The organism is Acidovorax sp. JHL-9 (assembly GCF_000426205.1).
Taxonomy (GTDB): domain Bacteria; phylum Pseudomonadota; class Gammaproteobacteria; order Burkholderiales; family Burkholderiaceae_C; genus Acidovorax; species Acidovorax soli.
The window spans coordinates 1-20,659 of the sequence record NZ_AUEX01000011.1 but is presented as its reverse complement, the minus strand read 5'-3'; the positions used below and the strand labels follow the sequence as shown (position 1 = coordinate 20,659).

The window sequence follows — 20,659 nt, the reverse complement described above, 5'->3', positions numbered from 1 at the left end:
GGCTTGGAATTCAGCCAAAAAACCGGTAGCACACCCCAATCGCAGCGACCACCCCTGCCAGCTCTGCCAGCAGCGCGCAGGCCACCGCATGGCGAGCGCGCTGGATGCCCACCGCCCCGAAGTACACCGCCAGCACATAAAACGTGGTTTCGGTGCTGCCCTGGATGGTGGCGGCCACCAGTGCGGCGAAGCTGTCCACACCCTGGCTCTGCATGGTTTCGATGAGCATGGCACGCGCCGCGCTGCCCGAAAACGGTTTGACCAGCGCCGTGGGCAGGGCATCGACGAAGCGCGCATCCACGCCCAGCACCTGCACGCACCAGCGGATGGCATCGAGCACATAGCCCAATGCCCCCGAGGCGCGGAACACTCCCACCGCGCACAGCATGGCCACCAGGTAGGGCAGCAGGCCCTTGGCCACCTCGAAGCCCTCGCGGGCGCCTTCGATGAAGGCTTCATAAACGGCCACCTTGCGCCAGGCGCCCACCACCACAAAAAGCACGACCAGGGCAAACAGCGTGAGGTTGCCCAGCAGCGACGACAACTGCGCCAGGGCTGCCGCCGACAGCGTGGCCAGCAGCGCCATGAAGCCGGCCAGCCCCAGCGCCAGCGGTAGCAGGTAGGCCAGCACCACCGGGCTGAACAGCGGCAGCCGCTGCACCACGGCCACGCTGACGAGCCCCACCAGGGTGGAGGCCGATGTGGCCAGCAGGATGGGCAGGAACACCAGCGTCGGATCGGGCGCGCCCTGCTGCAGGCGGTACATGAAGATGGTCACCGGCAGCAGCGTGAGCGACGAGGCGTTGAGCACCAGGAACAGGATTTGTGCATTCGTGGCAGTGTCGGGCTGCGGGTTCAGCTCCTGCAGCGCGCGCATGGCTTTCAGGCCCATGGGCGTGGCGGCGTTGTCCAAGCCCAGCGCGTTGGCGGCAAAGTTCAGTGTCATCAGGCCCAGGGCCGGGTGGCCGCGCGGCACGCCGGGCATCAGCCGTGCAAACAGCGGCGCCAGCCAGCGCGCCAGGGCGTTGACGATGCCGGCCTTCTCGGCAATGCGTAAAAATCCCAGCCACAGGGTGAGCGTGCCAAACAACAGCACCATCACCTCGACCGACAGCCTGGCCATGGCAAACAGGGCCTCGACCATGGCCGCAAAAATCTGGGCATGGCCGCCAACCAGCCATTGGGCCAGGGCGGCAACTGCCGCGGTGACAAAAAAACCCAGCCAGAGGATGTTGAGCAAGGGGAAAAAAACTCCGTGTGGGCCGAATGTGTTGTGGGGCCGGACCGCAGCCGTCTTGATTGCCACGCCAACCTGGGTGCGAACCCGGCCATGGATAGGTTAACCCGTATTTTTGCCTGCAAACGCGCAACGGACAGGGCAAATCGCCGGGTGGTACGCTACAGGGTTCGGTTGCGTGTCCGGTTTGGGTTGAAAAACCAGCGCGCATTCGCCCCAAGACAAAAACCAGGCGCCATGGATCCATTGAACCGGTTCATCGAGCGCCACAACACGAAGGAACATCCGCCATGGGCGCGCAATGGAAAGCAAAAGGCAAGGCACAAGTCGCAGATGCCAGAGGCAAGCTGTTTGGCAAGCTGGCCAAGGAAATCATGGTGGCTGCGCGCGGCGGGGCTGACCCGGCCGGCAACTCGCGCCTGCGCCTCGTTGTCGAGCAGGCCCGCAAGGTCTCCATGCCCAAGGACACGCTGGAGCGCGCCATCAAGAAGGGCGCCGGCATTGGCAGTGAGGCCGTTCACTTCGAGCATGTGATCTACGAAGGCTATGCCCCGCACCAGGTGGCCGTGATGGTCGAGTGCCTGACCGACAACGTGAAACGCACGGCGCCCGAAATGCGCGTGCTGTTTCGCAAGGGCCAGCTGGGCACCTCGGGTTCGGTCGCCTGGGATTTTGATCATGTCGGCATGATCGAAGCCGAGCCCACGGTTGCCGGTGCCGACCCCGAAGAAGCCGCCATCGAGGCGGGTGCGCAAGACTGCGAAGCGGGCGACGAGGCGGGCACGACCACCTTCTGGACCGATCCCGCTGAACTCGACCTGGTCAGCCGTGCGCTGCCGGCGCACGGCTTCACCGTGCTGTCGGCCAAGCTGGGCTACAAGCCCAAGAACCCGGTGAACCCTGCCAACCTGACGCCAGAGCAGCTGGAAGAGGTGGAAAGCTTTCTGGCCGCCATTGACGCCAACGACGACGTGCAGAACGTCTATGTGAGCCTGGGCAGCTGATCGCCCGGGGGCTGGCCACCACCCCGGCCCGCGCTGGGCTTTTTTTGGCAACCATTCCATGACCGCTGACCATTACGCCGCCCTCGGGCTGGGCGCCAACGCGTCGCTGTCCGACATCAAGAAGGCTTTTCGCCAGAAGGCGTCGTTCTATCACCCCGACCGGAACGACGCACCCGATGCCGCGCAGCGCTTCCAGGCCGTGCAAAAGGCCTACGAGGTGCTGGCTGACGACGAGGCCCGCCAGGCCTACGACGACAACCGCCGCCGCAACCTGCTGGACGACCCGCTGCAGACCGCACAAGAGATCTGGCAAACCTATTTCAAGAGCATTCTTCCTTCGTGAAACTTTCCCCTTACTTTTATGACTTGCGTTCGGCCTACCAGGCCGAGCTGGATGACCTGGTTTCGGATTCGGAGGGCAAGGATGTGCTGCGTAAGCGGCTGGCCGAAAAGCGTTCCGAGATCGGTTTCCTGGTGAAGATGATGGAACTGGCCCCCGAGATGGTGGCGGTGGTCTTTCACCAGGGTTTCCGTTTTGCCAAGCCAGCGGTGATGGAGCATTTGCTTGGCCAGGGGGCGGACAAGCTACCCGAGTGGGGCGCGCTGACGGGCGCCGTTGCGCTGGAACCCTGGGCCGCCAGCCTGGCTCAAACCGTGCTGCGCGAGCCCGGTGGCCCGGCCTTCATGGTCGTGGCGGCGGGGTTGGAGTATCTGCACCAGCATGCGCGCCTGGCCCCGGCACCGGCGCAGGGCGAGGCCGAGCACGATGGCGACGAAGAGGCCGCCGAGCACGACGATGACTACAACGCACTCAGCGCCGACGATGCCACCGACCCGCACAACAGCCGCACCCGCGAAGAGGCCAGCTCCCACTGGCTGGCCGAGGCCGGCTTTGACCGCAAAGACTGACAAGACCGAGATTTTCCGCCCATGAACCACCTGGCCCTCATCACCAAAACCACCAGCCTGATTGCCGCGGGCGACATCGTGGGTGCCGAATCGGCGCTGGCCGAGCTGGCCGATACCGAAGGCGACAACGCCCTGATGGTCGTGCTGGACCAGCTGGCACCGAAAGATGTGCTGGCCGTGATGCGCGAGTACGACGACTCCAAGGCCTCGGTCGTCAACCTGCTGGTCACGCCCGAGCAGTTTGCGCGCGCCATGGTGCTGGAAAAGCAATACAAGGACCTGACCCACACGCACCTGCGCAACATGGTCAACGCCGTCATCTTTCGGGACGATGCCGACCCGGTGGAGTTCTTGACCGCCATTGGCGACCTGGAAGGCGGCGCCGAGGCCCTGGCCAACTACTTTGCCGAAAAATGGAGCCGCATCGAGGCTTTTGCCCGCACCGGCACCTTCGACGCCACCGAAGATTACGGGCTCACCCTGACCGATGACGAGCTGCTGGCGTCAGGCTATGTGCAGCCCCGCATCGACCAGGACGAAGTGGCCGACCGCGACTGGATGCAGCTGGCCTGGCTGCTGCGCTATGAATGCCGTGATCTCTTCATTGAAACCCTGCTGGTGCTGCGTGCCAAGGCGCGTGCCCACGACATGGGCCTGGACGAGGGTGACGAGCCGGCCGAGGAAGACGACGGCAAGTTCGAGACCAGCGACACCGACCGCGGCAAGGCCACCCCTGCGGCGCGCACATCCGACGAAGAATCCGCTATATAGATAACAACCCCCCTGAGGCGCTTTGCGCCTTCCCCCTTCTCTCGCCGCGCTGTGCGAGGCGGGCAGGGGGGCGCCGCCAGCGCGGCGGCCCTGGCCTGGTCCGTGCCAGTTTCGTGAGGCCGCGACGACGCGCAGCGCGATGGAGAGCTGAATGACATTGCCTGACACTCCAAACACTGATCTGCCTGCCGCAACCCATGCTCTGCAGCTGCACGACGCCCGCCCGTTCTTTGAAAAAGCGCTGGTGCATGGCGTGCAGCACGGCATCCTGGATGCCGCCCGGCTCGACGCCATCCGCACTGATGCCCCCAAGGGCATGGTGCAGATCGCCCGCTATTTCGGCAGCGAGTTTTTGCGGCCCGAGCTGGAAAAGGCACGTGACCGCATGGTCAACCTCATCAGCCTGTATTTGCTGGAAACCACGGGCGGTGATCTGGACCAAGCCGCCCTCTCGCTGCGCGACCACTCGTTCCTGTCGCGCTCCAAGGGCGGCTCGGACATGCTCAAGCGCCTGATCGCTCTGCCCGAGAGCAGCAATTTCGGCATGGCGGGTTATGCCGATGCCCAAACGCCGCTGCTGGCGCTGTGGTCGCTGCGCAGCCATGCCGACTACCGGGCCGAGCTGGCGCGCCGCAGCCAGATTGCCAGTGCCATCGGTGCCGCGCAGTGGCTGGCCGAACAATACGACCTGGATACCGACGAGCTGGAAGCCGCCGGTGCCGATGCCGAGGCCGTCATCCGCACCGGCCTGCTCATGCAGGCCCTGGCGCCCAAAGCCATGCACCTGGGCGAGTGGCCCAACGCCGTCGCCCTGGAGAAGCTGGTGACGGCGCTGCGCAAGAAGCAACTGACAGCACCCACGCAGCTGCGGTTGCCCGCTGGCGTGCCTGTGGATCTGCGCGCGGTGATGCAGGCGCAGTGCGCTGCCGTGCTGGCCGACCTGCCCAAACTGCTCGATGCGGCTGTGCCGCTGCGCGCGCTGCTGCGCCCCACCAGCGTGTTTCGTGCCCGCTATTTTCTGCTGGACGACCCACTGGCCGAGGTGGACCATTACCACCGCAGCCTGGATGCGCTGCAAGAGGGCGGCGAGCCGCCCCAGCCTGCCAGCAAGACATGGATGAAGACCACCCAGGGCAACGAAGACGAACATTCGCTGCTGACGCTGTTCCTGTGCGTGGCAGCAGGCGCTCCCAAAAAGACCTTGCTGACCGAAAAAACCGCTGCCAGCCTGGTGCGCAAGATCCGCAAGAGCGGCCTGCAGCCCGGGCTGGCCACCGCGTTCATCCGCAGCCATGCGCCTGGTGCTCACCAGTCCGACTACATCGACCTGTGGAACAGCTTTGTGCAGGAATCGACCAAAACGCTGGGCAGCGACATGGATTACCAGATGCGCGACGCGCTGGCCTTGCTGCGCCGTGAGTGCCATGTGGCGGGGTGACGCGGCGTGCCGGAGCGACCCGGGCGCTTGAGGCCAGCGCCTGCGCGTGACCAATGCGCACCATCGCCCGCGCCATGGCGCACGTGGGCGCAACCCGCTCGGGCACCTAGCGTTCATGCATCTGCTGAGTCATTAGGGTGTGTTTACAATTGCATACGCATTTCCTGGCGTGCTTTTCTCTCCGGCTCGCAACACACGGCGGATTCCTCAGACCGTTTTGCGCACAGCCCTCAGCCCTTCCCATCCTCCGTGCACAGTCCCACGCTCGTCATCGTCGCAGGCATCCTCGCGGTGCTGGTTACCACGGTGCTTTATGCCGTGTGGCATTTCAACAAGGGCATTCCAGGCTTGCGGCTGTGGACGCTGTCTTTTCTGAGCGCCTCGGTGTTTTGCGCCATTTTGCTGGTGCGCGACTACACGCCGGAGGTGCTGTCAGTGGTGCTGACGCAGGCGTCCATCTCCGTGGCCGCTTACCTCTGCCTTCTGGCAAGCCGTGCCTACATGGGGCGGCACCCCTTGCCGCATGGGTATGCGGTGACGGTCATTGCTGCCGTAATGGCGTTGGCGGCGTATTTCACGGTGGTGCAGCCGCACCTGGGAGTCCGGTTTGCGTTGGCGGGATCGGTTTCTGGCGCATGCTTTTTGCTGACAGCCCACACCCTGGCGCGGGGTGGCTTTCGCAATGTGCCGGCACGCTATCTGTTTGCCCTCGTGGCGGGCCTGCATGGGCTTTTCCTGTTCTTGCGTCCGCTGCTGTTCAGGCTGGCCACGCCTGAAGTGGGTGGGGGTGCTGGCGCCGACATGGTGGCGCTGCTGTCGCAGTTCGTGGTGCTGGAAGCCACGTTGGCCTTGGTGATGATGGCATTTGGCACGCTGATGCTCACCAATGAATACATTACCAGCGAGTTGCGCCACCTGGCCGAGATGGACCCGCTGACCAATGTGTTCAACCGGCGTGCGTTTCTCACGCTGATGGACAAGGCCATCAGCAGCGCACAGCGCACGCCGTCTGGTCTTTCTGTGCTGGCGATGGATCTGGACCATTTCAAAAAGGTCAACGACACCTGGGGGCACAAAAGTGGCGACGACGTGCTGCGCCACTTTGTCCGCCTGGCGACCGGCTGCCTGCGCAAGGAGGACGTGATGGGGCGGCTGGGCGGTGAGGAGTTTGCCATTTTTCTGCCCAACGCCAGCAGCGAGGGCACCCGTGCCGTGGCCGAGCGCCTTCGTGCCATGGTGGCCAGCCAGCCTGTGCTCACCGATCGTGGCCCCATTGCCTTGACGGTGAGCATCGGGGCTACGCAATACCTGCCCGGCGATTCGTCAGATGCCCTTTTGCAGCGCGCGGACGAGGCCATGTACCTGGCCAAGGAGCATGGGCGCAACAGGGTGGAGGCAAGGGCTCTTTGAGGGCATGCGTGAGTTGATCACGGGCGAGGCAACGATGGCTGGCAACCCTGGGAGATCGTAAACAGGCTCCCCGGACAGGCCGGCCGCGAACGTGGCCAGCGCCAAGGCGTGGAGGGTGCCCACGGTGTGGCTTTGGCGCGAAACGGGGAAGGGCAGAAAAGCTGCGGTTTCATGGGTTGGTTTCTTGTATCGGTTGTTGGATTATTGGTGTGTCTCGGGGTGAATGATGCAAGTTAAATGGTTGTTTGACGCGCATCAAAGTGGGCCCAGGACACCCGTCGAAGAATGGCCACCATGTCTGCCGAAACCATATCGTCGCAGCCCTCGGCGGGCGATCTTTCAGGATGGAATGAGCGTATGGGCTGTGAAAAAAAAGGAGTTCCCATGACAACCCGAAAGCTGGCGCGCCTTGCGGCCCTGGCACTGTCCACTCTGGCTCTGGCCGCTGCGGCACAACACAAGGAGGGTGCATCGGCACCCGAGGTGAATTACCAGGCAGGTACTTCACCTCTGGCCGATGTGGCCATGTACCAAAGTTCGAATCCCAAGGCGCCCAAGATGACGCAGGCCGAGTTCGATCGGGCCCGCCAGATTTACTTTGAGCGTTGCGCTGGCTGCCACGGCGTGCTGCGCAAGGGTGCCACCGGCAAGCCACTGACGCCTGACGTCACGTTGCCCAAGGGCACGGACTACCTCAAGGTGTTCATCGCTTACGGCTCGCCCGCCGGCATGCCCAATTGGCAGACCTCGGGTGAGATGTCCGAGGCCGACGTGGACCTGATGGCCCGCTACATCCAGCAGGATCCTCCAGTCCCGCCAGAGTACGGCCTGGCGGACATGAAGAAAACGTGGAAGGTCGTCATTCCTGCGGACCAGCGTCCGAAGAAGAAGATGAACAACTACAACATCACCAACATCTTCTCGACCACGCTGCGCGATGCGGGCGAGATCGCGCTGATCGACGGTGACACCAAGGAAATCATCAGCATCATCAAGACCGGCTATGCGGTGCATATCTCGCGCATGTCGGCTTCGGGCCGCTACCTGTTCGTGATCGGTCGTGACGCCAAGGTCAACATGATCGATTTGTGGATGGAAAAACCCGACACGGTGGCCGAAATCCGCACCGGCCTGGAAGCGCGCTCGGTTGAGAGCAGCAAGTTCAAGGGCTTCGAAGACAAGTACGCGATTGCCGGCACCTACTGGCCGCCACAGTTCGTCATCATGGATGGCGACACGCTGGAACCCCTGAAGATCGTCTCCACCCGTGGCAACGTGGTGGGCACGCAGGAATACCACCCCGAGCCGCGCGTGGCCTCCATCGTGGGCAGCCACTTCAAGCCCGAGTTTGTCGTGAACGTCAAGGAGACCGGCAAGACCCTGATGGTGGACTATTCCAACCTGAACGCACTGAAGATGACCGAGATTGGCTCGGCACCTTTCCTGCATGACGGCGGCCTGGATGCTACCAAGCGCTACTTCATGGTGGCTGCCAACAACAGCAACAAGATTTCGGTGTTCGACCTCAAGGACAGCAAGCTTGCGGCCATCGTCGATGTGGGCAAGATTCCCCACCCCGGCCGCGGCGCGAACTTCAACCACCCGAAATACGGTCCTGTCTGGGCTACCGGTCACCTGGGCGACGAAACCATCTCCCTGATCGGCACCGACCCCAAGAAGCACAAGCAATACGCCTTCAAGGAAGTGGCCAAGCTCAAGGGCCCAGGCGGCGGCGCTCTGTTCATCAAGAGCCACCCCAAGTCCAACCACCTGTATTCGGATGCGCCGCTGAACCCCGATCCGAAGATCTCGCAGTCGGTGGTGGTGTATGACATGAAGAACCTGGACAAGGGCTATGTCACGCTGCCGATCGCCGAGTGGGCTGGTATCAAGGACGATGGTGCCAAGCGCGTCGTGCAGCCGGAATTCAACAAGGCCGGCGACGAAGTCTGGTTCTCGGTGTGGAGTGCCAAGGACAAGATCAGCGCCATGGTGGTGGTCGACGACAAGACACTCAAGCTCAAGAAGGTCATCAAGGACCCTCGCCTGATCACGCCGACCGGCCACTTCAACGTGTACAACACGCAGCACGACGTGTATTGATGTGACGGCGCCGCCGCGCAGCCCCCTCGGGCTTCGCGGTGGTGGCTACAAAAAAACCGCCGGCAGGAGCATTTCCTGCCGGCGGTTTTTTTATGGCGTTGGCGGACTATTTGGTGCCAAAAATGCGGTCACCCGCATCGCCCAGGCCGGGCAGGATATAGCCATGCTCGCTCAGTTCCCGGTCGATGGCGGCAGTGAAGATCTGCACGTCGGGATGGGCTTTTTGCAGCGTGGCAATGCCTTCGGGCGCGGCCAGCAGGCACACGAACTTGATGGAACGGGGGTGGAGCTTCTTCAGGCGTTCCACGGCGGCAGCAGCCGAGTTGCCGGTGGCCAGCATGGGGTCCACCACGATGATGTCGCGTTCTTCCATCTCGGACGGCATCTTGAAGTAGTACTCCACGGGCTGCAGCGTGGTCGGGTCGCGGTACAGGCCGATGTGGCCCACGCGGGCACCGGGCACCACGTTGAGCATGCCGTCCAGAAAGCCGTTGCCGGCGCGCAGGATGGACACCAGCACCAGCTTCTTGCCATCGATGACCTTGCCGGTCATGGTCTCCAGGGGGGTTTCGATCTGCACGTCCTGCAGCGGCATGTCGCGCGTGACTTCATAGGCCATCAGCGTGGAGAGTTCGCCCAGCAGGCGGCGAAAGCTGTTGGTGCTGGCTTCCTTCTTGCGCATCAACGTGAGCTTGTGCTGGACCAGGGGATGGGTGATGACGGTGACGTTGCTCATAGGGCGGAGGCCTTTTTTATGGTTATGGATGATCGGTAAAACGCAGTCAGTCTGCCAGAAAGCGCGAATAGCGCGCCATATCGACGTTGCCACCGCTGATCACGATGCCCACCCGGGCGCCGCGCACGTCCACGCTGCCGTTTCCTGCGCCGGCAAAGGCCAGGGCTCCGGTGGGTTCGACCACGATCTTCATGCGCTCGGCAAAAAAACGCAGGGCCTGCACCAGTTGTTCGTCGGTGGCGGTGACCATGTCGTCCGCCAAGCGCTGGATGATGGGGAAGGTGAGCTGGCCCAGCGCCTGGGTTTGCGCGCCGTCGGCAATGGTGTGGGGCGTGGTGATCTGCACGATATGGCCCGCTCGGTAGGACTGTTGCCCGTCGTTGCCCGTCTCGGGCTCCACGCCCACCACGCGGCAGTGTGGCGCCAGTGCCTCGGCGGCCAGCAGGCTACCCGCCAGCAGGCCGCCGCCGCCCACGCAGACGAAGAGGTAGTCGAGGTGGGGCACTTCTTCCAGCAGCTCCTTGGCCGCGGTGCCTTGGCCCGCGATGACGTGCGGGTGGTCATAGGGCGGCACCAGCGTCATGCCGCGCTCCTGCGCCATGCGCCGGCTGATGGCCTCGCGGTCTTCGGTGTAGCGGTTGTAGGTGACGACCTGTGCGCCATATCTGCGCGTGGCGGCCATCTTGGCGGCGGGGGCGTCTTCGGGCATGACGATCACGGCGGGCATGTCCAGCAGCCGGGCCGAAATGGCGATGGCCTGGGCATGGTTGCCGGCCGAGAAAGCCAGCACACCGCCCTTGCGCTGCTCGTCGGTGAACTGGGCCAGGGTGTTGAAGGCGCCGCGGAACTTGAAGGCGCCCGTACGCTGCAGGTTTTCGCACTTGAAGAAAAGCTGCGCGCCCAGCCGCTCATCGGCGGTGGTGGAGCGCAGCACTGGCGTGCGGTGCGCCATGCCATGCAAGCGATGCGCTGCATCGGCCACATCGGCGTAGGTGGGCGCAGACATGGGCACGGAAACGGGTGTCTGGGTCATGGCGGCATCCTTGGGCAGGTGGGGCGCAGGGATGCGGCAACCACGCTGCCGCATCATAGCCCGTTGCGGTGCATTTTGAAGCAAATCAACGCTACAGCGCTTATTCTGTATGTACTTGCAGCTATCTATTTTGATGAATCTGGGGTCGGTCCTGTTCGCTGAAGCGCTGCAGCGGGGCCAGCGCCGGGAAGTCGCCCGCCCGCTTTTGCTTCATGGCCTTGACCGATTCGCGCAAATGCTGGTTGCTCCAGATGGCGCCCTGCAGCCAGCCCATCTGGCGCAGGCTGTCCTCCACGGAATGGTCGCGGGCATAGTTCACCGCCTGCTTGGTGCCCCAGATGGCCACGGGGGGCTTGCTGGCGATCTCGCGCGCGCATTGCAGGGCGGCGGCCAGCATGGCGTCCTGTGTGTCGAACACTTCGTTGACCAGGCCGTAAGCCAGGGCTTTTTGCGCGCCCAGGCGGCGGCCGGTGTAGGCCAGCTCCTTGACAACGCCCAGCGGGATCAGTTTGGGCAGGCGCTGCAGCGTGCCCACGTCGGCCACCATGCCGATGTTGATCTCCTGGATGCAGAAGAACGCATCCTGCGTGGCGTAGCGGATGCAGCCGGCCGTCACCATGTCCACCGCGCCGCCGATGCAGCCGCCCTGGATGGCCATGATCACGGGGATGCGCAGGCTTTCGACGCGGGTGAAGGTGGCTTGCATGTCGGTCAGCAGGTCGAAGATGGCGGCGCGGCCCTCGGGGCTCTGGTCGTCCATGGCAATGGCGCCGCTGAAGGTTTCGAGCGCCATGCCCGCGCTGAAATGCTTGCCGGTGCTGCTGATGACCAGCGCCCGCGCCTCGCCCGTCTGGTGCAACTGGGCCAACACCCCATCGAGCTCGCGCCAGAAGGTGGGGTGCATGGTGTTCATGGCCTCGGGTTGGTTCAGTACCAGATGGGCCACGTGGTCGGTGGTGCTCAGGGAAAAACAGGTGGGAGGGGTCATGGACGAGGAATGTAGGCCCGCGGTGCTGCTGCACACCGTCGCGTGGGCGACTTCCCATGAAATATGCCGTTGACGCTTGTAAATAAAACGCTGGAAGCTATTAAATCAGGAGTAATGTGCTGTGCCAGAGCGCCGCAGAGCCCGGGCGACCTGCCGCATCAACGCCGCTTGCTGCCCCCGAAGATTCCGCCCAGCACGCCGCGCAGGATCTCCCTGCCCAGCGAGGTACCCATGGTGCGAACTGCCGACTTGGCCATGGTCTGGGCCAGTCCGTCGCGCCTTCCGCCGCGCGGCCCCGTGCTGCCAAACAGCACGTCGTTGAGTCCGCCCATCAGGCCGCCGCCTTCTTCGGCGGGTGTTCCGCTGGCGCTTCTGCCATGGCCATTGGGCGTCTGCGTCGCGGCCTCCTCGGCGCGGCCCTTGAGTTTTTCGTAGGCCGATTCACGGTCCACCACCTTTTCGTACACCCCGGCTACCAGCGAGCTGGCCATCAACGCCTGGCGCTGTTGCGGTGTGATGGGACCGAGCTGGCTGCCGGGCGGCAGCACAAACACCCGTTCGGTCACGCTGGGGCGGCCCTTGGCGTCCAGAAAGCTCACCAGCGCTTCGCCCACGGCCAGCTCGGTGATGGCGGTTTCGATGTCCAGGCCCGGCTTCTGGCGCATGGTGGTGGCCGTGGCTTTCACTGCCTTCTGGTCACGAGGTGTGAAGGCGCGCAGCGCATGCTGCACCCGGTTGCCCAGCTGGGCGAGCACGCTGTCGGGGATGTCCAGCGGGTTCTGGGTGACGAAGTACACGCCCACGCCCTTGGAGCGTACCAGGCGCACCACCAGCTCGATGCGCTCGACCAGCACCTTGGGCGCTTCGTTGAACAGCAGGTGGGCCTCGTCGAAGAAGAACACCAGCTTCGGAATCTCGGGGTCGCCGATCTCGGGCAGTTGTTCGAACAGCTCGGACAGCATCCACAAGAGGAAGGTGGCATACAGGCGTGGCGAGTTCATGAGCTTATCGGCCGCCAGGATGTTGAGTACCCCTTTGCCGTCCACCGTCTGCATGAAGTCCGCGATGTCCAGCATGGGCTCGCCGAAGAACTTGTCGCCGCCTTGCTGCTCGATCTGCAGCAGCCCGCGCTGGATGGCACCCACGCTGGCGGCGCTCACGTTGCCGTATTCGGTGGTGAATTCCTTGGCGTTGTCGCCCACGTACTGCAGCATGGCACGCAGGTCCTTCAGGTCCAGCAGCAGCATGCCGTTGTCGTCGGCGATCTTGAAGACCAGGTTGAGCACGCCGAGCTGGGTCTCGTTGAGGTTGAGCATGCGTCCCAGCAGCAGCGGGCCCATGTCGGAGATGGTGGCGCGCACCGGGTGACCCTGTTCGCCGAACACGTCCCACAGCGTGGTGGGGCAGGACTGGGCAGTGGGCAGTTCCAGCCCGCGATCCTTGAGGGTGGCGGCCAGCTTGTCGCCGATCTTTCCGCTTTGGCTGGCGCCCGTGAGGTCACCCTTCACGTCGGCCATGAACACGGGCACGCCGATGCGCGAAAAGTTCTCGGCCAGGGTCTGCAGGGTCACGGTCTTGCCGGTGCCGGTGGCGCCGGTGATGAGTCCGTGGCGGTTGGCCAGGCCGGGCAGCAGGTGGCATTCAATCGTGCCATGTTTGGCAATCAGCAGGGGTTCGGCCATTTAGGGTTTCCTCGGAGATCGGTGGCAGGCAAAAGTAAAATCGCGGCCACTAGATTAAATCAATACCAAAGGACTTCCCGTGGCAGGACACAGCAAATGGGCGAATATCCAGCACCGCAAGGGGCGCCAGGATGAAAAACGCGGCAAGATCTGGACCCGCATCATTCGTGAAATCACTGTGGCCGCCCGTGCCGGTGGCGGCGACCTGTCTGCCAACCCCCGCCTGCGCCTGGCGGTGGACAAGGCCAAGGCGGCCAACATGCCCGCTGACCGCATCAAATACAACATCGACAAGGCCACAGGCAACGCCGAAGGCCTGACCTACGAAGAAATCCGCTACGAAGGCTATGGCATCGGTGGCGCCGCCATCATGATCGACACCATGACCGACAACCGCGTGCGCACCGTGGCCGAAGTGCGCCACGCGTTCAGCAAACACGGTGGCAACATGGGCACCGAAGGCTCGGTGGTGTTCCAGTTCAAGCACTGTGGCCAGCTGATTTTTGCCCCTGGCACGAGTGAAGACAAGGTGATGGAGGTGGCGCTGGAGGCGGGCGCCGAAGACGTGCTGACCGATGACGATGGTGCGGTGGAGGTGTTGACCGCCCCAGCCGACTTTGAAACCGTAAAAAACGCGCTGGAGGCCGCAGGCCTGGCGCCCGAGGTGGCCGGCGTGACCATGCGGCCCGAGAACACGATTGAGCTGACCGGCGACGACGCCGCCAAGATGCAAAAGCTGCTGGACGTGCTGGAAGACCTGGACGACACCCAGGAGGTCTATCACAACGCTGCTTTGTGACACAGCGCTGCGCTCTCGCCATTTTTTCTTGCACTGACCTGTTTTCCCACTGATATTCCCCGAACCCCCGCCCAGCGGTCGAGTGCTGCGCGCCGGGTTCACCAAAGGCTCCTATGAAAGTACTTGTGATTGGTGGCGGCGGCCGTGAACACGCGATGGCGTGGAAACTGAGCCAGTCCCCCAAGGTGACCAAGGTGTATGTGGCGCCTGGCAATGGTGGCACGGCGCTCTCCAGCCACCTTGAAAACATCGCCATCACCGACGTGCGTGAACTGCGCTTGTGGGCCCAGGCCGAGAAGATCGCGCTCACCGTCGTTGGCCCCGAGGCCCCGCTGGCAGCGGGCGTGGTCGATGAGTTCCGTGCCAACGGCCTGCGCATCTTCGGCCCTACCAAGGCGGCTGCGCAGCTGGAAAGCTCCAAGGCGTTCAGCAAGGCCTTCATGCGCCGCCACGGCATTCCCACGGCCGACTACGACACCTTCACCGACCCGGCTGCGGCCCACGCCTTTGTGGATCGCCTGGGTGCGCCCATCGTCATCAAGGCCGACGGCCTGGCCGCCGGCAAGGGCGTGGTGGTGGCCACGACGCTGCAAGAGGCCCACGACGCCGTCGATTTCATGCTGGTGGACAACAAATACGGCGTGGCGCACAACGAGGGTGGCGCGCGCGTCGTCATCGAAGAATTCCTCGACGGCGAGGAAGCCAGTTTCATCGTGCTGTGCGACGGCAAGAACGTGCTGGCGCTGGCCACCAGCCAGGACCACAAGCGCCTCAAAGACGGCGATGAAGGCCCCAACACCGGTGGCATGGGCGCTTATTCGCCCGCGCCCGTGGTCACGGCCGATGTGCATGCCCGTGCCATGCGCGAGATCATCCTGCCCACCATCCGGGGCATGGAAAAGGACGGCATTCCGTACACGGGCTTTTTGTATGCGGGCCTGATGATCGACGCCAAGGGCCACCCCAAGACGCTCGAATTCAACTGCCGCATGGGCGACCCGGAGACGCAACCCATCCTCATGCGCCTGAAAAGCGATTTTTACGATGTGATGGCCGCGGCAGCCGACGGCAAGCTCGACCAGATCGAACTGCAGTGGGACCGCCGTACCGCCCTGGGCGTGGTCATGGCCGCCCACGGCTACCCCGAGGATCCGCGCAAGGGCGATGCGATCACCGGCCTGCCTGCCGAGGCGGACGATGCAGTGGTGTTCCATGCAGGTACGCAGTTGAAAGACGGCGTGGTCAGCGTCACCGGCGGCCGTGTGCTGTGCGTCACCGTGCTGGCCGACAGTGTCAAGCAGGCGCAGCAGCGCGCCTATGACGTGGCGCGCGGCATTCACTTTGACGGCGCGCAGTACCGCCACGACATCGGCTTCCGGGCCCTGAAAAACTGATGGCAGACGCTCAGGCCTTGAACCCTGCCGACACGGTGGCCCGCGTGCGCGGCTACCTGGTGGGCCTGCAGGCGCGCATCACCGATGCACTGGGAGCCCTGGAAGGCGAGGGCGGTGCGCGCTTTCTGGCCGACGCCTGGCGCAAAGCCCCCGGCGAGCCGCTGCAGGGCGATGGCATCACCAAGATCATGGAAGGTGGGCGGGTGTTCGAGCGCGCGGGCTGCGGCTTCAGCCATGTGCGCGGACCGCAGCTGCCGCCCTCGGCCACGCAGCACCGGCCCGAGCTGGCGGGCGCGCCGTTCGAGGCCATGGGTGTGTCGCTGGTGTTCCACCCGCGCAACCCCTACGTGCCCACGGTGCACATGAACGTGCGCATGATCGCCGCTGGCCATCCGGGGCAAATACCCACCTGCTGGTTTGGCGGCGGCATGGACCTGACTCCGTACTACGGCTTCGAAGAAGACGCGGTGCACTTCCACCGTACCTGCCGCGATGCGCTGGCACCGTTTGGTGACGACAAGTACCCGCGTTTCAAGCAGTGGTGCGACGAATACTTCTGCCTCAAGCACCGCAGCGAGCAGCGCGGGGTTGGCGGGGTGTTCTATGACGACTTCTCGGAGCTGGGCTTCGAGCAAAGCCTGGCCATGACGCAGTCGGTAGGCGATGCCTTCCTCGGCGCCTATCTGCCCATCGTGGAAAGGCGCCAGAACCTGCCGTTTGGCGAGCGCGAGCGCGACTTCCAGCTCTACCGCCGGGGCCGCTATGTCGAGTTCAATCTGGTGTGGGATCGGGGCACGCACTTTGGTCTGCAGTCGGGCGGGCGCACTGAATCCATCCTGCTGTCCATGCCGCCGCTGGTGGCATGGTCGTATCAGCGCTCAGACGTGGCCGAGTCGGCCGAAGCCCAGCTTGTGCAGCGCTTTCTGGTGCGGCGCGACTGGCTTGCCGATGGCGCTGACACGACATCCTAAAGGCCGTGAAAAGCGCAAAAGCTATAATTTCAATAGCTGTCAGCGCTTTTTACACAGGCACTGGAGGTAAAAATGCCTCAAACTGCCGCAGTACCCGAGCGCAACACCCAAGGCGCAGCCCGCTGGCTGTGCGCCGCGTTGCACGCTATATTGATTCCATTCCCTTTCTAACCACCGCCTGATGACCACCTCCACCAAACCGGAAACCGCCGCCAAAAAAGACGTCACCAAACTCCAGCGTGCCATCGTCGATGGACTGGAGGACGTCAAGGCGCAAGACATCCAGGTCTTCAACACCGAGCATCTCTCGCCGCTGTTTGAACGGGTGATCGTGGCATCGGGCACCTCCAACCGCCAGACCAAGGCACTGGCTGCCAGCGTGCGCGATGCGGTGAAAGAAGCCGGTTTTTCCAAGCCGCGCATCGAAGGCGAAGACAACGGCGAATGGATCATCGTGGACTGCGGTGCCGCCGTGGCGCACATCATGCAGCCCACCATCCGCCAGTACTACCGCCTGGAAGAGCTGTGGGGCGACACGCCGGTGCGCCTGAAGCTGGGCGCAGCCAAGCCCGTGGCTGCGGCGGCCAAGAAGGCACCCGCCAAGAAAAAGGCCGCTACCGTTGCGGCAGAGGTCCCCGCCCGCAAGCCCGGCAAGCCCAAGGCGGCCAGCGCCGCCGTGACAGAGGCCAAGCCCAAAGCGGCAGCCAAGAAGGCACCGGCCCGCAAGACCCCTGCCACGGCCGCGGCAGGTGCCGCAGCCAAGAAGCCCTCAGTCGCCAAGAAGGCCCCCGTAAAGACGGTGGTCGTCAAGCCCGCAGCCAAAAAGCCTGCTGCGAAGAAATCTGCCCCGCGCGCCGCTTCCAAGCCCGCTGCAGCCACAAAGCCCGCAGCCAAAAAGGCGCCTGCCCGCAAGGGCTGAGGCTTTGCCGCAGGGTTCTTTGCGCGCGTCGCCTGACCTGCGCCAGGGGCCCGGTTTTCACACCAAGGCGCATACATGAAGCTGCTTATCGTGGCGGTGGGGCAGCGGGTGCCTGATTGGGCGCAAACGGCCTACGACGATTACGCCAAACGCTTTCCACCCGAACTCAAGGTCGAGCTCAAGGCTGTCAAGACCGAACCGCGCGGCTCCAAGACCCTGGAGACGCTCTACGCCGCCGAGCGCGAGCGCATCGAAGCCGCCATCCCGCGCGGCACACGCGTGGTAGCCCTGGACGAACGCGGCGCCAACCTCACCACCAAGGCCCTGGCCGAACGCCTCAAGGGCTGGCAACTGGGGGGCGACGATGTGGCGCTGGTCATCGGCGGCCCTGACGGGCTGGATCCAGCCTTCCGCCAGGCCGCACACGAACGCATCCGCTTGTCGGATCTCACCCTGCCCCATGCCATGGTGCGCGTGCTGCTGATCGAGCAGCTTTACCGCGCGTGGTCGGTGAACGCAGGACATCCCTACCACCGCGAATGAGATACCGGGACGGCGGGGTGGTGTATGAATTGCTATTCTATTGGTAGCTTCTAGCGCTTTATTTATAAGCTATAGAGTGAATTTTTACCATAAATCTGACCATGCCCGACTTCATCTATCTTGCCTCCCAGAGCCCCCGCAGGCGCCAGCTGCTCGAACAACTGGGCGTGCGCCACGAGCTGCTGCTGCCCAATGTGGAGGGCGACGAGCCGGAGGACGCTGAGGCCATCGAGGTGGTATTGCCCGGCGAATCCCCCACGGCCTATGTGGAGCGTGTGACGGGGCTGAAGCTTGACTCCGCCGTGGCACGGCGCGCACGCCGTGGTTTGCCCGATGCCCCTGTCCTTTGCTCTGACACCACCGTGGCCTTGGGCCGCACCATCTATGGCAAGCCCGACGATGCGGAGCACGCAGCGCGCATGCTGGCCAAGCTGGCGGGCCACGAGCACCGGGTGCTCACCGCCGTGGCGCTGCAGGTGGGCACCAAACGCATTTCGGCACTGTCCGTGTCGCGCGTCACCTTTGCCGCCATGACGACCGCACAGATCAACGCCTACGTGGCCACCGGCGAGCCGCTGGGCAAGGCTGGGGCCTACGGCATCCAGGGCCGGGCGGCGGCGTATGTGGAACACCTGGCGGGCAGTTATTCGGGCATCATGGGCCTGCCCTTGTACGAAACGGCGCAACTGCTGCGCGCCGCCGGGTTTGCTATCTGAGAACAACATGCAACAAGACATCCTGATCAACTGGTCCCCCCAGGAAACTCGCGTGGCCGTGGTGGAGCACGGCGCAGTGCAGGAGCTGCACATCGAGCGCACGCTGGAGCGGGGTCTGGTGGGCAATGTTTATCTGGGCAAGGTCTCACGCGTGCTGCCGGGCATGCAGTCGGCCTTCATCGACATCGGGCTGGAACGCGCGGCCTTTCTGCATGTGGCTGACGTGTGGCAGCGCCAGCCGGATGGCGAGCCGCCGGCATTTGCGCGCAAGAGCGAGCCGCAGGTGCCGATCGAAAAGCAGGTGTTCGAGGGCCAGGCGCTCATGGTGCAGGTCATCAAGGACCCCATCGGCACCAAGGGCGCGCGCCTGTCCACGCAGATCAGCATTGCGGGCCGCCTGCTGGTGTTTCTGCCGCAGGACGACCATGTGGGCGTGTCGCAGAAGATTCCACCTGCCGAGCGCGATGCGCTGCGCGCGCGCCTGCAGGCACTGGTGGGCGACAAGTCCACGGGCGGTGGCGGTGGCTTCATCCTGCGCACCAATGGTGAGGATTCCACCGACGCAGAGCTGGCCGAGGACATTGCCTATCTGCGCAAGACCTGGGCGCGCATCAAGGAAGCCTCGCTCAAGCTGCCCGCCATGTCGCTGCTGCACCAGGACCTGGACCTGCTGCAGCGCGTGCTGCGCGACCTGGTGGGTGACCACACGCAGACCATCCGGCTTGATTCGATGGAGCAGTTCCAGCGCCTGCGTGCGTTCGGACAGGAATTCATGCCCGCAGCCGCCGGCAAGCTGCAGCACTACAAGGGCGAGAGGCCCATCTTTGACCTGTACTCCATCGACGAAGAAGTGGCCAAGGCCTTGGGCCGTCGTGTGGATCTGAAGTCGGGTGGCTACCTTATCGTGGACCAGACCGAGGCGCTCACCACCATTGATGTGAATACAGGTGGCTATGTGGGCGCGCGCAATTTCGACGACACCATCTTCAAGACCAACCTGGAAGCCGCGCAGGCCATTGCGCGCCAGCTGCGCCTGCGCAACCTGGGTGGCATCATCATCGTGGACTTCATTGATATGGCCCGTGAGGACCATCAGGAAGCCGTTCTTTCAGAGTACAAGAAACAGCTTGCGCGCGACCGGGTCAAAACCATGTCGGGCGGCTTTTCTCAATTGGGTCTGGTGGAGATGACACGCAAGCGCACCCGCGAATCGCTTGCACACATGTTGTGCGAACCTTGCAGTGTCTGCAGGGGGGCCGGTCAGGTGAAAACCGCACGCAGCGTTTGCTACGACGTACTGCGCGAAATTCTGCGCGAGGCTCGCCAATTCAACCCGCGGGAGTTTCGCGTAGTGGCGTCGCCGCGCGTTGTGGAGCTTTTTCTGGATGAAGAGAGCCAGCATCTCGCGGGCTTGAGCGATTTCATTGGCAAACCCATCTCACTGCAAGCCGAGAGTGCCATGGGTCAAGAGCAGTACGACATCGTGCTGCTGTAATGTTGTCAAGGCAATGCACGCCGGAGTGGCGGGCTTGGCCCATCCGTCTTGTCACTCGGGGTGAAGCAGGTGATGGGACGCGCTGGAGTCTCGTCTTTTTCCTGGTTTTCCCGTGCTAAAATCTATGGCTTCGCTGCCTTGAGCCCTCCTCTTTGGTAGGTTGTAGGCGGCGGAGGAAAAAAAGAAGATGGTTTTGGGTTGGTCTGGGTAAAAACCCGGTATATAATTCAAGGCTTCGCTCGGTGGGTCTGGTTGCTGTGAGTGGCTGGGATCTGGAGAGTGAAAGTTTTCGAAAGTTTGACGGTTCTTCAAAAACTGTGCTAGAATTTAAGGCTTCGCTGATCGCAGCGGGTTGAAGATGATGAGGCGGCTTAGGCGCTTTGTGATCTGGTTCATTAAAAACATACAGCCGATAAGCGTGGGCGTTTGATGGCGAGTGCCAAGTTCTTTGGAACTAGTGCTTAGCACTACAAACGCTCATGAGAGAGAAGTGAAGTTCACTTCAATTCTT

General features: G+C 63.5%; 19 protein-coding genes. 14 read left to right on the top strand and 5 right to left on the bottom strand.

Annotation, left to right across the window (positions count from 1 at the left end):
- Positions 1 to 10: 10 nt before the first annotated feature.
- Positions 11 to 1,240, bottom strand: coding sequence for a nucleoside recognition domain-containing protein (locus tag K225_RS0108905; protein ID WP_026436071.1), 1,230 nt, complete (start codon positions 1,238 to 1,240; stop codon positions 11 to 13).
- 287 nt (positions 1,241 to 1,527) lie between these two features.
- Here K225_RS0108905 and K225_RS0108900 point away from each other — a divergent pair, with 287 nt between their 5' ends.
- The 7 genes from K225_RS0108900 to K225_RS0108870 all read left to right on the top strand — a co-directional run bounded on the left by K225_RS0108900 (position 1,528) and on the right by K225_RS0108870 (position 8,872).
- The gene (locus K225_RS0108900) at positions 1,528 to 2,241 is read left to right on the top strand and encodes a YebC/PmpR family DNA-binding transcriptional regulator (RefSeq protein ID WP_026436070.1); all 714 of its coding nucleotides are present in this window, start codon (positions 1,528 to 1,530) and stop codon (positions 2,239 to 2,241) included.
- Positions 2,242 to 2,299: 58 nt separating this feature from the next.
- Positions 2,300 to 2,584 carry a DnaJ domain-containing protein gene (locus tag K225_RS0108895; protein ID WP_026436069.1) on the top strand — a complete coding sequence of 95 codons (285 nt, stop codon included), beginning with the start codon at positions 2,300 to 2,302 and terminating at the stop codon, positions 2,582 to 2,584.
- Positions 2,581 to 3,150, top strand: a complete 570-nt coding sequence (locus K225_RS0108890; protein ID WP_026436068.1) for a hypothetical protein — start codon at positions 2,581 to 2,583, stop codon at positions 3,148 to 3,150. Before K225_RS0108895 ends, K225_RS0108890 begins: the two co-directional genes overlap by 4 nt.
- 21 nt (positions 3,151 to 3,171) lie before the next feature.
- Entirely contained in the window at positions 3,172 to 3,921 is a 750-nt protein-coding gene (locus K225_RS0108885; RefSeq protein ID WP_026436067.1) for a hypothetical protein, read from the top strand.
- A gap of 151 nt (positions 3,922 to 4,072) precedes the next feature.
- Positions 4,073 to 5,359, top strand: a complete 1,287-nt coding sequence (locus K225_RS0108880; protein ID WP_026436066.1) for a hypothetical protein — start codon at positions 4,073 to 4,075, stop codon at positions 5,357 to 5,359.
- A gap of 249 nt (positions 5,360 to 5,608) precedes the next feature.
- Positions 5,609 to 6,769, top strand: a complete 1,161-nt coding sequence (locus K225_RS20625; protein ID WP_051248827.1) for a GGDEF domain-containing protein — start codon at positions 5,609 to 5,611, stop codon at positions 6,767 to 6,769.
- Between the two features lie 384 nt (positions 6,770 to 7,153).
- Positions 7,154 to 8,872 carry a nitrite reductase gene (locus K225_RS0108870; protein ID WP_026436065.1) on the top strand — a complete coding sequence of 573 codons (1,719 nt, stop codon included), beginning with the start codon at positions 7,154 to 7,156 and terminating at the stop codon, positions 8,870 to 8,872.
- 106 nt (positions 8,873 to 8,978) lie between these two features.
- Here K225_RS0108870 and upp read toward each other — a convergent pair whose 3' ends face one another.
- From upp to K225_RS0108850, 4 genes are all read right to left on the bottom strand, one after another.
- Positions 8,979 to 9,608, bottom strand: coding sequence for a uracil phosphoribosyltransferase (gene upp, locus K225_RS0108865; protein WP_026436064.1), 630 nt, complete (start codon positions 9,606 to 9,608; stop codon positions 8,979 to 8,981).
- A gap of 46 nt (positions 9,609 to 9,654) precedes the next feature.
- Positions 9,655 to 10,641, bottom strand: a complete 987-nt coding sequence (locus K225_RS0108860) for a threo-3-hydroxy-L-aspartate ammonia-lyase (RefSeq protein WP_202900037.1) — start codon at positions 10,639 to 10,641, stop codon at positions 9,655 to 9,657.
- 121 nt (positions 10,642 to 10,762) lie between these two features.
- Positions 10,763 to 11,629 carry an enoyl-CoA hydratase-related protein gene (locus K225_RS0108855; RefSeq protein ID WP_026436062.1) on the bottom strand — a complete coding sequence of 289 codons (867 nt, stop codon included), beginning with the start codon at positions 11,627 to 11,629 and terminating at the stop codon, positions 10,763 to 10,765.
- A gap of 158 nt (positions 11,630 to 11,787) precedes the next feature.
- Complete coding sequence (locus K225_RS0108850; protein ID WP_026436061.1) at positions 11,788 to 13,311, bottom strand: helicase HerA-like C-terminal domain-containing protein; 1,524 nt, start codon at positions 13,309 to 13,311, stop codon at positions 11,788 to 11,790.
- Between the two features lie 79 nt (positions 13,312 to 13,390).
- Between K225_RS0108850 and K225_RS0108845 the strand changes: the two genes are divergently transcribed.
- The 7 genes from K225_RS0108845 (at position 13,391) to rng (ending at position 20,148) form a co-directional block, all read left to right on the top strand.
- Complete coding sequence (locus K225_RS0108845) at positions 13,391 to 14,110, top strand: YebC/PmpR family DNA-binding transcriptional regulator (RefSeq protein ID WP_026436060.1); 720 nt, start codon at positions 13,391 to 13,393, stop codon at positions 14,108 to 14,110.
- A 113-nt stretch (positions 14,111 to 14,223) separates the two neighbouring features.
- Entirely contained in the window at positions 14,224 to 15,504 is a 1,281-nt protein-coding gene (purD, locus tag K225_RS0108840) for a phosphoribosylamine--glycine ligase (protein WP_026436059.1), read from the top strand.
- On the top strand, positions 15,504 to 16,475 hold the full coding sequence (gene hemF / locus K225_RS0108835; RefSeq protein ID WP_051248824.1) for an oxygen-dependent coproporphyrinogen oxidase: 972 nt from the start codon (positions 15,504 to 15,506) through the stop codon (positions 16,473 to 16,475). Before purD ends, hemF begins: the two co-directional genes overlap by 1 nt.
- A gap of 181 nt (positions 16,476 to 16,656) precedes the next feature.
- Complete coding sequence (gene rsfS / locus K225_RS0108830; RefSeq protein WP_026436057.1) at positions 16,657 to 17,394, top strand: ribosome silencing factor; 738 nt, start codon at positions 16,657 to 16,659, stop codon at positions 17,392 to 17,394.
- Between the two features lie 75 nt (positions 17,395 to 17,469).
- Complete coding sequence (gene rlmH / locus K225_RS0108825) at positions 17,470 to 17,937, top strand: 23S rRNA (pseudouridine(1915)-N(3))-methyltransferase RlmH (RefSeq protein WP_026436056.1); 468 nt, start codon at positions 17,470 to 17,472, stop codon at positions 17,935 to 17,937.
- Positions 17,938 to 18,038: 101 nt separating this feature from the next.
- On the top strand, positions 18,039 to 18,653 hold the full coding sequence (locus K225_RS0108820) for a nucleoside triphosphate pyrophosphatase (RefSeq protein ID WP_026436055.1): 615 nt from the start codon (positions 18,039 to 18,041) through the stop codon (positions 18,651 to 18,653).
- Positions 18,654 to 18,660: 7 nt separating this feature from the next.
- Positions 18,661 to 20,148 carry a ribonuclease G gene (gene rng / locus K225_RS0108815; protein WP_026436054.1) on the top strand — a complete coding sequence of 496 codons (1,488 nt, stop codon included), beginning with the start codon at positions 18,661 to 18,663 and terminating at the stop codon, positions 20,146 to 20,148.
- Positions 20,149 to 20,659: the final 511 nt, after the last annotated feature.

What these genes read in the sequence shown, in the direction of transcription:
- rlmH (WP_026436056.1), top strand. Translation starts at nt 17,470, where the DNA reads ATGAAGCTGCTTATCGTGGCGGTGGGGCAGCGGGTGCCTGATTGGGCG.
- K225_RS0108895 (WP_026436069.1), top strand. Translation starts at nt 2,300, where the DNA reads ATGACCGCTGACCATTACGCCGCCCTCGGGCTGGGCGCCAACGCGTCG.
- K225_RS0108820 (WP_026436055.1), top strand. Translation starts at nt 18,039, where the DNA reads ATGCCCGACTTCATCTATCTTGCCTCCCAGAGCCCCCGCAGGCGCCAG.
- upp (WP_026436064.1), bottom strand. Translation starts at nt 9,608, where the DNA reads ATGAGCAACGTCACCGTCATCACCCATCCCCTGGTCCAGCACAAGCTC.
- K225_RS0108855 (WP_026436062.1), bottom strand. Translation starts at nt 11,629, where the DNA reads ATGACCCCTCCCACCTGTTTTTCCCTGAGCACCACCGACCACGTGGCC.
- rng (WP_026436054.1), top strand. Translation starts at nt 18,661, where the DNA reads ATGCAACAAGACATCCTGATCAACTGGTCCCCCCAGGAAACTCGCGTG.
- rsfS (WP_026436057.1), top strand. Translation starts at nt 16,657, where the DNA reads ATGACCACCTCCACCAAACCGGAAACCGCCGCCAAAAAAGACGTCACC.
- K225_RS0108900 (WP_026436070.1), top strand. Translation starts at nt 1,528, where the DNA reads ATGGGCGCGCAATGGAAAGCAAAAGGCAAGGCACAAGTCGCAGATGCC.
- K225_RS0108885 (WP_026436067.1), top strand. Translation starts at nt 3,172, where the DNA reads ATGAACCACCTGGCCCTCATCACCAAAACCACCAGCCTGATTGCCGCG.
- K225_RS0108850 (WP_026436061.1), bottom strand. Translation starts at nt 13,311, where the DNA reads ATGGCCGAACCCCTGCTGATTGCCAAACATGGCACGATTGAATGCCAC.
- K225_RS0108860 (WP_202900037.1), bottom strand. Translation starts at nt 10,641, where the DNA reads ATGACCCAGACACCCGTTTCCGTGCCCATGTCTGCGCCCACCTACGCC.
- K225_RS0108880 (WP_026436066.1), top strand. Translation starts at nt 4,073, where the DNA reads ATGACATTGCCTGACACTCCAAACACTGATCTGCCTGCCGCAACCCAT.
- K225_RS0108870 (WP_026436065.1), top strand. Translation starts at nt 7,154, where the DNA reads ATGACAACCCGAAAGCTGGCGCGCCTTGCGGCCCTGGCACTGTCCACT.
- hemF (WP_051248824.1), top strand. Translation starts at nt 15,504, where the DNA reads ATGGCAGACGCTCAGGCCTTGAACCCTGCCGACACGGTGGCCCGCGTG.
- purD (WP_026436059.1), top strand. Translation starts at nt 14,224, where the DNA reads ATGAAAGTACTTGTGATTGGTGGCGGCGGCCGTGAACACGCGATGGCG.